The organism is Yokenella regensburgei (genome assembly GCF_003634235.1).
GTDB lineage: Bacteria > Pseudomonadota > Gammaproteobacteria > Enterobacterales > Enterobacteriaceae > Yokenella > Yokenella regensburgei.
Genome location: NZ_RBIZ01000005.1, coordinates 635,261 through 646,208, shown reverse-complemented (window position 1 = coordinate 646,208; position 10,948 = coordinate 635,261). Strand labels below are relative to the sequence as shown.

General features: G+C 53.6%; 14 protein-coding genes. 8 read left to right on the top strand and 6 right to left on the bottom strand.

The genetic code is table 11. The features are described from left to right. Window positions 1–398: 398 nt before the first annotated feature. Window positions 399–971 (bottom strand): D-glycero-beta-D-manno-heptose 1,7-bisphosphate 7-phosphatase, encoded by a 573-nt coding sequence (gmhB, locus tag C7387_RS18070; RefSeq protein WP_038252077.1) that lies wholly within the window; start codon window positions 969–971, stop codon window positions 399–401. A 185-nt stretch (window positions 972–1,156) separates the two neighbouring features. Between gmhB and metN the strand changes: the two genes are divergently transcribed. From metN to proS, 6 genes are all read left to right on the top strand, one after another. Then, the gene (gene metN / locus C7387_RS18065) at window positions 1,157–2,188 is read left to right on the top strand and encodes a methionine ABC transporter ATP-binding protein MetN (RefSeq protein WP_038252078.1); all 1,032 of its coding nucleotides are present in this window, start codon (window positions 1,157–1,159) and stop codon (window positions 2,186–2,188) included. Further along, complete coding sequence (locus C7387_RS18060; protein ID WP_006817245.1) at window positions 2,181–2,834, top strand: methionine ABC transporter permease MetI; 654 nt, start codon at window positions 2,181–2,183, stop codon at window positions 2,832–2,834. The genes metN and C7387_RS18060 overlap by 8 nt, the downstream gene beginning before the upstream one ends. Before the next feature lie 32 nt (window positions 2,835–2,866). Then, window positions 2,867–3,682: a methionine ABC transporter substrate-binding lipoprotein MetQ gene (gene metQ / locus C7387_RS18055; RefSeq protein WP_006817244.1), complete on the top strand. Its 816-nt coding sequence runs from the start codon at window positions 2,867–2,869 to the stop codon at window positions 3,680–3,682. Window positions 3,683–3,789: 107 nt separating this feature from the next. Further along, on the top strand, window positions 3,790–4,194 hold the full coding sequence (rcsF, locus tag C7387_RS18050) for an Rcs stress response system protein RcsF (protein WP_038252079.1): 405 nt from the start codon (window positions 3,790–3,792) through the stop codon (window positions 4,192–4,194). Beyond that, the gene (gene tsaA / locus C7387_RS18045; protein ID WP_006817242.1) at window positions 4,191–4,898 is read left to right on the top strand and encodes a tRNA (N6-threonylcarbamoyladenosine(37)-N6)-methyltransferase TrmO; all 708 of its coding nucleotides are present in this window, start codon (window positions 4,191–4,193) and stop codon (window positions 4,896–4,898) included. Before rcsF ends, tsaA begins: the two co-directional genes overlap by 4 nt. A gap of 111 nt (window positions 4,899–5,009) precedes the next feature. After that, the gene (proS, locus tag C7387_RS18040; RefSeq protein ID WP_038252081.1) at window positions 5,010–6,728 is read left to right on the top strand and encodes a proline--tRNA ligase; all 1,719 of its coding nucleotides are present in this window, start codon (window positions 5,010–5,012) and stop codon (window positions 6,726–6,728) included. Window positions 6,729–6,776: 48 nt separating this feature from the next. On the opposite strand, the gene nlpE is transcribed toward proS, so the two are convergent. The 3 genes from nlpE to C7387_RS18025 are packed head-to-tail and all read right to left on the bottom strand — an operon-like array spanning window position 6,777 to window position 8,473. Next, window positions 6,777–7,511 carry an envelope stress response activation lipoprotein NlpE gene (gene nlpE, locus C7387_RS18035; RefSeq protein WP_420855539.1) on the bottom strand — a complete coding sequence of 245 codons (735 nt, stop codon included), beginning with the start codon at window positions 7,509–7,511 and terminating at the stop codon, window positions 6,777–6,779. A gap of 3 nt (window positions 7,512–7,514) precedes the next feature. Next, entirely contained in the window at window positions 7,515–7,931 is a 417-nt protein-coding gene (arfB, locus tag C7387_RS18030; protein ID WP_006817239.1) for an alternative ribosome rescue aminoacyl-tRNA hydrolase ArfB, read from the bottom strand. Next, window positions 7,928–8,473, bottom strand: a complete 546-nt coding sequence (locus C7387_RS18025; RefSeq protein ID WP_120817213.1) for a YaeQ family protein — start codon at window positions 8,471–8,473, stop codon at window positions 7,928–7,930. Before C7387_RS18025 ends, arfB begins: the two co-directional genes overlap by 4 nt. Window positions 8,474–8,670: 197 nt before the next feature. Between C7387_RS18025 and C7387_RS18020 the strand changes: the two genes are divergently transcribed. Both C7387_RS18020 and rof read left to right on the top strand, forming a co-directional pair. Then, on the top strand, window positions 8,671–8,871 hold the full coding sequence (locus C7387_RS18020) for a YaeP family protein (RefSeq protein ID WP_006817237.1): 201 nt from the start codon (window positions 8,671–8,673) through the stop codon (window positions 8,869–8,871). Next, complete coding sequence (gene rof, locus C7387_RS18015; RefSeq protein WP_038252085.1) at window positions 8,858–9,118, top strand: Rho-binding antiterminator; 261 nt, start codon at window positions 8,858–8,860, stop codon at window positions 9,116–9,118. Before C7387_RS18020 ends, rof begins: the two co-directional genes overlap by 14 nt. A 20-nt stretch (window positions 9,119–9,138) precedes the next feature. On the opposite strand, the gene tilS is transcribed toward rof, so the two are convergent. Together tilS and C7387_RS18005 are read right to left on the bottom strand one after the other, a co-directional pair. Beyond that, complete coding sequence (tilS, locus tag C7387_RS18010) at window positions 9,139–10,440, bottom strand: tRNA lysidine(34) synthetase TilS (protein ID WP_120817212.1); 1,302 nt, start codon at window positions 10,438–10,440, stop codon at window positions 9,139–9,141. A gap of 64 nt (window positions 10,441–10,504) precedes the next feature. Next, window positions 10,505–10,894 (bottom strand): VOC family protein, encoded by a 390-nt coding sequence (locus C7387_RS18005; RefSeq protein WP_006817234.1) that lies wholly within the window; start codon window positions 10,892–10,894, stop codon window positions 10,505–10,507. Window positions 10,895–10,948 lie beyond the last annotated feature (54 nt).

The window sequence follows — 10,948 nt, the reverse complement described above, 5'->3', positions numbered from 1 at the left end:
TGCCGCCAGCGTTCAATCTGAGCCATGATCAAACTCTTCAATTTAAGTTTGATGCTCGTAGAATTAAACTTCGTAATGAATTACGTGTTCACTCTTTGAGACTTGGTATTCATTTTTCGTCCGAGGACGTTAAGAATCCATGTCACTTTGAGTGCCCACACAGATTGTCTGATAAATTGTTAAAGAGCAGTGCAACGCGGCTTTCGCTCACCGTTGCGAGGTCCCGTATAATACGTTTTCCTCTTTCAGAGTCAACCCCATTTTTCAGAAGTTTTTCTCTTTCAACCCGGCGGCTTGTTTGCCGTTGTTCCGTGTCGATGGAGGCGCATTATAGGGAGCTTCCGAGGAATGACAAGCGGAAAAATGCATTTTTATTTCAACCGCTCATCTTTTCATCATTACGCCTGTTTTCTCAGCTTTTTGATGGCTGCAGGCAGGTCTGCAAGGCTATTAATCACCCAGTCAGCGGCATTTTCGGCTTCTTCGGTGACAGGTTTACCGGTACGAACCAGAACTTTAGTCCCTACTTCGGCTGCTGCTGCTGCCTGCATATCTTCTACTTTATCGCCCACCATATAAGAAGCGGCCATATCGATGTGCAAAAAGTCACGGGCGGAGATGAGCATACCCGGGTGCGGCTTACGGCAATCACAGACCTGACGGAATGCTTCTACACTTCCCTGCGGGTGATGCGGGCAATAATAGATACCATCAAGATCAACCCCACGGTCGGCAAGCGACCAGTCCATCCACTCGGTCAGCGTTTCAAACTGTGCTTCGGTAAATTTACCGCGCGCAATTCCGGACTGGTTGGTCACCAGCACCAGGGCAAAGCCCATCGCTTTAAGCTCACGCATGGCATCGATGACACCTTCTATAAATTCAAACTCGTCGATTTCATGGACGTAACCATGATCAACATTAATAGTGCCATCACGATCGAGAAAAACTGCGGGGACTGACATTGCCACGATATGCTCCTGAAATAAGCCTGTGCCGCTAGTATCGCATGTTTCGTGATGCAAGAAAGTGCTCATTATTGAATGTCAGATTGATTTAGACGTCTGGATGCCTTAACATCCATTTCGTTGATGCCCACGACGGCATCCAGCAGTAGAAATGCCACGGCTAACTTCTGAACGATAATAAATACCTAATGATAAAACTTTCGAATATCACCAAAGTGTTCCAACAGGGGACCCGTACCATCCAGGCACTCAACGATGTGAGCCTGCATGTCCCTGCCGGACAAATTTATGGCGTCATTGGCGCTTCCGGTGCGGGTAAAAGCACGCTTATCCGCTGCGTTAACCTACTCGAACGCCCAAGCCAGGGAAGCGTTCTGGTCGATGGTCAGGAACTGACTACCCTTTCTGAGTCTGCGCTGACAAAAGCACGTCGCCAGATTGGCATGATCTTCCAGCACTTTAACCTGCTGGCATCACGCACGGTATTTGGCAACGTCGCGCTGCCGCTTGAACTCGACAATACGCCAAAAGACGAAATTAAGCGCCGCGTGAGCGAGCTGCTGGAGCTGGTTGGGCTTAGCGATAAGCACGACAGCTACCCGGCAAACCTCTCCGGCGGGCAGAAACAGCGTGTGGCGATTGCCCGTGCGCTGGCAAGCAACCCGAAGGTACTGCTGTGCGATGAAGCCACCAGCGCCCTCGACCCGGCGACCACCCGCTCTATTCTTGAGCTGCTGAAAGACATTAACCGCCGCCTCGGCCTGACTATCCTCCTTATTACTCACGAGATGGATGTGGTGAAACGCATCTGTGACTGCGTCGCCGTGATCAGTAACGGTCAGTTGATTGAACAGGATACGGTGAGCGAGGTGTTCTCTCATCCGAAGACCCCGCTGGCTCAGCAGTTCATTCAGTCCACGCTGCATCTCGATATTCCGGAAGACTATCTGGCACGCATGAAAGATGCACCGCTTGCCGACAGCGTTCCGATGCTGCGCATGGAGTTCACCGGTCAGTCCGTTGATGCCCCGCTGCTTTCCGAAACCGCTCGCCGCTTTAACGTCAACAACAACATTATTAGCGCGCAGATGGATTACGCCGGCGGCGTGAAGTTCGGCATCATGCTGACCGAGATGCACGGTTCGCAAGAAGATACGCAAGCCGCCATTGCCTGGCTGCAGGAACACCATGTAAAAGTAGAGGTGCTGGGTTATGTCTGAGGCAATGATGTGGTTGCTGGCCCGCGGCGTCTGGGAGACGCTGGCGATGACGTTCGTTTCCGGATTTTTCGGCTTTGTTATTGGCCTGCCGGTTGGCGTGTTGTTGTACATCACCCGTCCGGGGCAAATTATTGCGAACGCGAAGCTCTATAACACCCTCTCCGCGCTGGTGAATATCTTCCGTTCTATTCCTTTCATTATCTTACTGGTGTGGATGATCCCGTTCACCCGCGTGATTGTTGGAACCTCGATTGGTCTGCAGGCAGCGATTGTACCGCTAACGGTAGGTGCTGCGCCCTTCATCGCACGCATGGTGGAGAACGCCCTGCTGGAGATCCCGACCGGGCTGATAGAGGCATCGCGCGCCATGGGCGCAACGCCGATGCAGATCATCCGCAAGGTTCTGCTGCCTGAAGCGCTGCCGGGCCTGGTCAATGCGGCCACCATTACCCTGATTACCCTCGTGGGATACTCGGCAATGGGTGGTGCAGTAGGTGCTGGCGGGCTGGGGCAAATCGGTTATCAGTACGGCTACATCGGCTATAACGCCACGGTGATGAATACGGTGCTGGTATTGTTGGTGGTTCTGGTCTATTTAATTCAGTTCAGCGGCGATCGCATCGTCCGGGCTGTCACTCACAAGTAACGTTACACACAACACATAAATAAGGAAGAGACATGACGTTCAAATTCAAAACCTTTGCGGCGGTTGGCGCCCTGATTGGTTCTCTGGCATTAGTGGGTTGCGGTCAGGACGAGAAAGATCCAAACCACATTAAAGTTGGCGTGATTGTCGGTGCTGAACAGCAGGTTGCTGAGATTGCCCAGAAAGTCGCGAAAGAGAAATATGGCCTGGACGTTGAGCTGGTAACCTTCAACGATTACGTGCTGCCGAACGAAGCGCTGAGCAAAGGCGATATCGATGCTAACGCCTTCCAGCACAAACCGTATCTGGATCAGCAGATCAAAGATCGTGGCTACAAGCTGGTACCGGTCGGCAATACCTTCGTTTACCCAATCGCAGGCTACTCCAAGAAAATCAAATCTCTGGATGAGCTGCAGCCGGGTGCCCAGATTGCTGTTCCTAACGATCCGACCAACCTCGGTCGTTCCCTGCTGCTGCTGCAGAAAGTCGGTCTTATTAAGCTGAAAGACGGTGTTGGTCTGCTGCCAACCGTACTGGATGTTGCTGAGAACCCGAAAAACCTGAAGATTGTTGAGCTGGAAGCTCCGCAGCTGCCGCGCTCTCTGGACGATGCGCAGATTGCCCTCGCGGTTATCAACACCACCTACGCCAGCCAGATTGGTCTGACTCCGGCAAAAGACGGTATCTTTGTTGAAGATAAAGACTCTCCGTACGTGAACCTGATTGTTGCCCGCGAAGATAATAAAGATGCGGAAAACGTGAAGAAATTTGTTGAGGCCTACCAGTCAGATGAAGTCTCTGAAGGCGCGAACAAAATCTTTAACGGCGGTGCTGTTAAAGGCTGGTAATCTTTTCTTGCTGTAATATCATCAGGACGGGCTATATGCCCGTCTTGTCATTTTAACCAGCAACTGCTTCAATACCTGCCTGGTTTATCATTCACCGAGGAAATATTATGCGTGCTTTACCGATCTGTTTATTGGCGCTTATGTTGAGCGGCTGCTCCATGCTAAGCAGATCTCCTGTAGAACCCGTACAAAGCACCGCAACCCCGCCAAAAGCGGAGCCTGCAAAACCCAAAGCGCCACGCCCTGTGCCGGTAAAAATCTACACCAGCGCTGAAGCATTACTGGGTAAACCTTTCCGTGAACTGGGTGATGTTTCCGGCGATTCCTGCCAGGCAACTAACCAGGATTCACCGCCAAACATTCCGACCGCACGCAAACGCATGCAGATTAACGCGTCAAAAATGAAAGCCAACGCGGTACTGCTGCACAGCTGTGAAGTCACCAGCGGAACACCGGGCTGCTATCGTCAGGCCGTGTGCACCGGCTCTGCGCTCAACGTTTCGGCGAAATGAGTGCATTTGAGTTTGAGCAGATAGGCGTTATCTGCTCACCTTATAAAGAGAAGTTTGCCGTTCCTCGCCAGCCCGGGTTAGTGAAAAGCGCCAGCGGGGAACTTCGTCTGCTCCCTCCGTATAATCAGGCTGACGCCGTTCGCGGTCTCGAAGGCTTTAGCCATTTATGGGTGCTGTTTGTCTTCCATCAGACGATGGATGGCGGCTGGCGTCCAACGGTCAGGCCTCCGCGACTGGGTGGGAATGCCCGCATGGGCGTGTTCGCTACGCGTTCAACCTTTCGTCCCAACCCGATTGGTATGTCACTGGTTGAGCTGAAGGGCATTCGCTGCGAGAAGGATCAGGTGATCCTGCAGCTCGGTAGTCTGGATCTGGTTGATGGCACACCGGTTGTTGATATCAAACCTTACCTGCCCTTCGCCGAAGCGCTGCCGGAGGCCACGGCGAGCTATGCTCAGCAGGCTCCACAGGCAGACGTTGCGGTCAGCTTTACCGCTGATGTAGAAACGCAACTGGCTACGCTGCGCAAGCATTACCCGCAGCTCAGAACCTTTATTCATGAAGTTCTGGCTCAGGATCCGCGCCCGGCTTATCGTAAAGAAGAAGAGAGTGGCAAAACCTACGCCGTCTGGCTGTATGATTTCAACGTTCGCTGGCGGGTAACTGACCTCGGATTTGAAGTCTTTGCGCTGGAACCGCGCTAATTTTATTGTCCTCTCTTTTGGCATCTCTGCCAGGCTGATAGACTAAACCACTTTTATTGAATCAGGCTGACCTTCAGCCTGTTCCGATCGTCCAAATGGAACCGTAACAACATGCGTACTAGCCAATATCTGCTCTCCACCCTGAAGGAGACACCTGCCGACGCCGAAGTCATCAGCCACCAGCTGATGCTGCGCGCCGGGATGATCCGCAAACTGGCCTCCGGGTTATACACCTGGCTGCCGACCGGTCTGCGCGTCCTGAAAAAAGTCGAAAACATCGTGCGTGAAGAGATGAACAACGCCGGTGCCATCGAGGTGTCTATGCCAGTGGTGCAGCCAGCCGATCTGTGGCAGGAGAGTGGTCGTTGGGAGCAGTACGGCCCGGAACTGCTGCGTTTTGTTGACCGTGGCGAGCGTCCATTCGTCCTCGGCCCAACTCATGAAGAAGTTATCACCGACCTGATTCGTAACGAGCTCAACTCTTACAAACAGCTGCCGCTGAACTTCTTCCAGATCCAGACCAAGTTCCGTGACGAAGTTCGTCCGCGCTTTGGCGTAATGCGCTCCCGTGAATTCCTGATGAAAGATGCCTACTCTTTCCATACTTCTCAGGAATCTCTGCAGGAGACCTACGATGCGATGTACGCCGCGTACAGCAAAATCTTCTCCCGTATGGGTCTGGATTTCCGCGCCGTGCAGGCTGATACCGGCTCCATCGGCGGCAGCGCGTCCCACGAGTTCCAGGTTCTGGCGCAGAGCGGCGAAGATGACGTTATCTTCTCTGACAGCTCTGATTTCGCCGCTAACATCGAATTTGCTGAAGCACTGGCTCCAACAACACCGCGCGCCGCGGCCACTCAGGAAATGACCCTGGTCGACACGCCGAACGCGAAAACCATCGCCGAGCTGGTTGAGCAGTTCAATCTGCCGATTGAGAAAACCGTTAAAACTCTGCTGGTTAAAGCGGTAGAAGACAGCAAGTCTCCGCTGGTTGCCCTGCTGGTTCGCGGCGATCACGAGCTGAACGAAGTGAAAGCTGAGAAGCTGGCGCTGGTCGCAAGCCCGCTGACCTTCGCAACTGAAGAAGAGATCCGTGCGCTGGTGAACGCTGGCCCAGGCTCTCTTGGCCCGGTTAACCTGCCGGTTCCGGTGGTTATCGACCGTACCGTTGCTGCCATGAGCGATTTCGCTGCCGGCGCTAACATCGACGGTAAGCACTACTTCGGTATCAACTGGGATCGCGACGTTGCGACTCCGGAAATCGCCGATATCCGTAACGTGGTGGCCGGCGATCCGAGCCCGGATGGCAAAGGCACACTGCTGATTAAACGCGGTATCGAAGTCGGACACATCTTCCAACTGGGTACCAAGTACTCCCAGGCGCTGAACGCCTCGGTGCAGGGCGAAGATGGTCGTAACCAGATCCTGACCATGGGCTGCTACGGTATCGGGGTCACTCGTGTGGTGGCTGCCGCCATTGAGCAGAACTACGACGATCGCGGTATCGTATGGCCAGAAGCCATCGCTCCGTTCCAGGTTGCAATCCTGCCGATGAACATGCACAAATCCTATCGTGTACAGGAACTGGCTGAGAAACTGTATGCTGAACTGCGCGCACAGGGTATTGAAGTGCTGATGGACGATCGTAAAGAGCGTCCGGGCGTGATGTTTGCCGATATGGAGCTCATCGGTATTCCGCACACCATCGTGATCGGCGACCGTAACCTCGACAACGACGATATCGAATATAAATACCGTCGTAACGGTGAGAAAGAACTGATTAAGACCGGCGACATTCTCAACTACCTGGTCAAAGCCATTAAAGGCTAAGCCCATAAAAAAAGCCTCGCATCGCGAGGCTTTTTCTTTTCATTCGCTTTATTCGTCGCAGTCTTTGCCGGGAATAAATTTGCTCTGCTTGCCCGCCATCAGCGTTTTTACCATCGCCCCGGTGTCCGGATTCGGCTCAAGCGTGAAGTGACCTTCAACCACCAGCAGAATTGGCTTGGTTTCTGTCCCGCGCGCTGCCGCATAGTCGCGCTCCAGCTGAGCATTGCTTGCTACCGCCACACGCTGCCCGGTTGCACAGTCGGTAAAGATAGCCGCATCAGCCATGTAGAAATACATGCCGCGCATCGCCATTGGCGTGGTTGGCAGGCTCGCTTTTACTGGTTCCAGCGTGTAGTTAAGCGAGGACTCGATCGGATTACCTTCACGATCCAGCATCACCAGCTTATCGCCCTTCGCCCGGTAGTAGGATTTCTCACCTTTGCTGTCCGTCAGCACCAGCTTATCTGCGGTACGCGCCCAACGGCCATAAGAAGCAAAGGAAGAGGGCTCGTGACTCACGCCCTGATAGCGCTCATTCATTACCCAGGTACCATCTTTTTCCAGGAACAGCGAGGTCTCAATGCCTTCACAGTCGGCGCACGGCAACACGCCGCGCCAGCTTTGTTGCATCGGTTTTAACTCTTCCGATGCAGCAGGCTTGATGGTATCTACTTCAGACCGGTTGTTGCAGCCAATGAGCGTAAATAGCGTACACGCCACCGCTACTGACAATATCGCTTTATTCACCTTGAGTTCCTTATTCTCAAATATGCCATTCGTCATTCGCTAGTCATGACGAACTTTCCCACGCAGCGCTTTAACCGACGATTTTTGTGACTTTGATGTCAACCGGCGCTCTTTTGAGGCACGAGTTGGTCGGGTCGCTTTACGACTTTTCTGCACTGCGGTTAATTCCTGAATCATGCTCACCAGCCGGGCAATCGCCGCTTCGCGATTCATCTCCTGACTGCGGTATTCCTGCGCCTTTATAATAATCACTCCGTCATCGGAAATAAGATGATGACGGGCTTCGAGCAGACGCTCCTTATAATACTCTGGCAGGCTTGAGGCCCGAATGTCAAAGCGCAGATGCACTGCCGTTGAGGCTTTGTTCACATGCTGCCCGCCCGCACCCTGTGCGCGGATCGCTGTCATCACGACCTCTTCGTCAGGAATAGAAACGGTTCGCGAGATGACAATCATGCAGGTTGTTGCCAGGCAGTGAAGTTAATTTCCAGATTATTCTTATCATCCGACAGCCAGATAATGCCGTCCTGTACGGTCGCCTGAAGGTTCATCGTCCGGGCGGCAAACGTACACAGCTGCGCCAGTTGGGTATCATCCAGATACCAGATGCTCAGGTTCTTGAAGGCAGCCAGCTTCGACTGGTTCTGCTGCCACCAGATTTCTGCCGCGCGACTGTTATAAGTAAACAGAGCCACATCCTGCGCTCGTGAACAGGCTTTTTTGATGCGCCGCTCATCCGGCAGCCCCAGCTCAATCCACAGGTCGATAGCCAGGTGGTCGTTCAGCAGCCACGCCTCCGGCTCGTCTTCAGCGCTCAGGCCACGGGTGAACTGCAGGCGTTCATCGGCATACTTCAGCCACGCCAGCAGGCGCAGCATCATCCGCTCTTCCGTTTCTGATGGATGACGGGCCAGCGTCAGGTTTGCGTCCAGAAACTGGTTGCGATCCATATCGGCTACGTTAACCGTTGCTTTGTAAATTGTCGCTTTCAGCGCCATGACTTAACTCCTGCGAAAAATGGCGTACATTGTAGCGAAATCAGCGACAAAAGGCTGTTAGCATTTACGGTTGCACTCATTCATCCTGCTGATAATGCTTAAATGAGTGTGGTATAGTCACCTTGCTAAACAGAGTTAATCTTCGTAGGCTTAAACTTGCATCCCACGGTTGAGTCAGAACGCTGACAGGAGGGCATGTGGAAAAATATTGTGAGTTAATACGCAAACGTTATGCGGAAATTGCCAGCGGAGACTTAGGGTATATCCCGGATGCGCTGGGTTGTGTGCTGAAAGCAATGAATGAGATTGCCTCTGATAGTTCGCTTTCAGAATCGGTCAGAGAAAAAGCAGCCTATGCCGCTGCAAACTTACTGGTGAGCGATTATGTCAATGAATGATACTTATCAACCCATCAATTGCGATGATTATGACAATCTCGAGCTCGCCTGCCAGCATCACCTGGTTTTGACGCTGTTGCTAAAAGACGGCGAAGAGTTGCAAGCGAAGGCAAACGACTTAATTACGCGTAAAAACGTCGAATACCTGATCGTCGATCACAAGGGTGCAGAACGCGAACTGCGTCTCGACAAAATTACCAGCTTCAGCCACCCGGAAATCGGCACGGTGGTGGTTAGCGAGTCATAACATATTCAACGGGCAGATGATTACTGCCCGTTCTTTCTCCACGTCAGCGCTAAGCCTTGCCCTTCATCAGCCAGCCCTTCACGCGTAACAAATACTCCAGCCGCGGCTATCAGGGTCTCACCATAAAACAGCAGCGGCGTGGTATCCCGGCGCCACGGCGCCACCCCCAGCTCCTGCCAGATCTTTTTAAGCTTGCGTCCCCCCTGACGGCCCACGATGTGCAGCACGCCGGAAGCCTTAAAGCGAATAGTGACAACCTCATCATGGGCTGGCGCACGCAGCGTACCGCCAGGCTCAAGAGCCAATGCGCCCATGGCAGATGGCAGAATAAGTGGTTCGCTAATGTCACCCCAGGGGAAAATGGCTTCGGCGTAACGCTGCTGCAGCGGCAGCCACCACAGCTGTTGCTGATAGCGGCGAATTTCAAAATCACCGAGCCGTAGACAAGGGGCCGCATCCTCACGCGCCTGTGCGACTTCTTGCCAGATTCGCCCGAGCATCTCCCGCGAAGGCATCTGTCGCGTGTGCATGCTAAGCCACCGGCGCAGCAGCGCGGCGCGTTTCACCGCACTCATGCTTTCCAGCGGTGCCAGCAGCAGCGTCCCCTCATCGGTGACCAATGCACTGAGCTCAGCCGCCAGCAGTTCATCCAGCAATTGCTCCTGTTCACCGCACAGCGCCGCGCTTCGAGCTACAGCCTGGGCAAAATGCGGCCAGCGGCGAGTAAGCACAGGTACAACCCGCAAGCGCAGAAAATTACGGTCGTAGGCATCATCCTGATTAGATTCGTCTTCTATCCATGAGAGGTTGTGCTGCTGCGCCCACGTCAGTAACTCGTCGCGAGAACAATTCAGCAACGGGCGCAGCAGTTCACTACCGGCAAAATCTGCGACCGTCGGCATTGCCGATAGCCCTGCCGGGCCGCTACCGCGTTTAAGCGCGAGCAGGAAAGTCTCACACTGGTCGTTCTGATGTTGTGCCGTCACCAGCGCTTCACCCTCCCGCAGGGAGATGCGAAACGCCGCATAGCGCGCCTCACGGGCATGAGCCTCAATTCCCTTCCCTTCATCCACCAGCGTCACGCGCACCACCTCTAGCGGGATATCCCACTGCTGGCATAGCTGTTGGCAGTGTATGACCCAATCATCAGCATTGGCGCTAAGGCCATGATGGATGTGGATAGCGCGGAGCTGAATAGCCGGGTTTTGCTGGCGCCAGCACATCAGTTGATGGAGCAACACGGTGGAGTCGAGGCCGCCGCTGAACGCCACTAAAAAACGTTGGCGGGGGGCAAGTGAGTGAGCGATTTCCGGGGTTTTCATGATGGTATGGTGTTAAAGAAACCTAACCCGGCACGTTACCGGGCTACGTTTACGATGACAAGCGTTATTGCTGATACAGCTCCAGCGGCAGGCCGTCAGGATCGTTGAAAAAGGTAAAACGCTTATCGGTATAGGGATCGATACGCACGGCTTCACAGGCAACACCGTGGGCCTCCAGGTGCTTCACCGCGCGATCAATGTCGTCCACGCTGAATGCCAGATGGCGCAGCCCGCACGCCTCCGGGCGTGATGGGCGCTTCGGAGGAAACGGGAACGAAAACAGCTCAATCACATACTGCCCGTTCAGCGCCAGGTCACCTTTCCAGGAATCACGCGCTTCACGATACACTTCACTCTGCAGAGTAAACCCGAGAATATCGCAGTAGAACGCTTTGCTCTTCACATAGTCAGACGCGATGATGGCAATATGGTGAACCTGTTTTAACCCCAGCATGGATTTCCTCCTTAACGTTTTGAAAACACGTTACTCGCCACTGACCCGACTGCG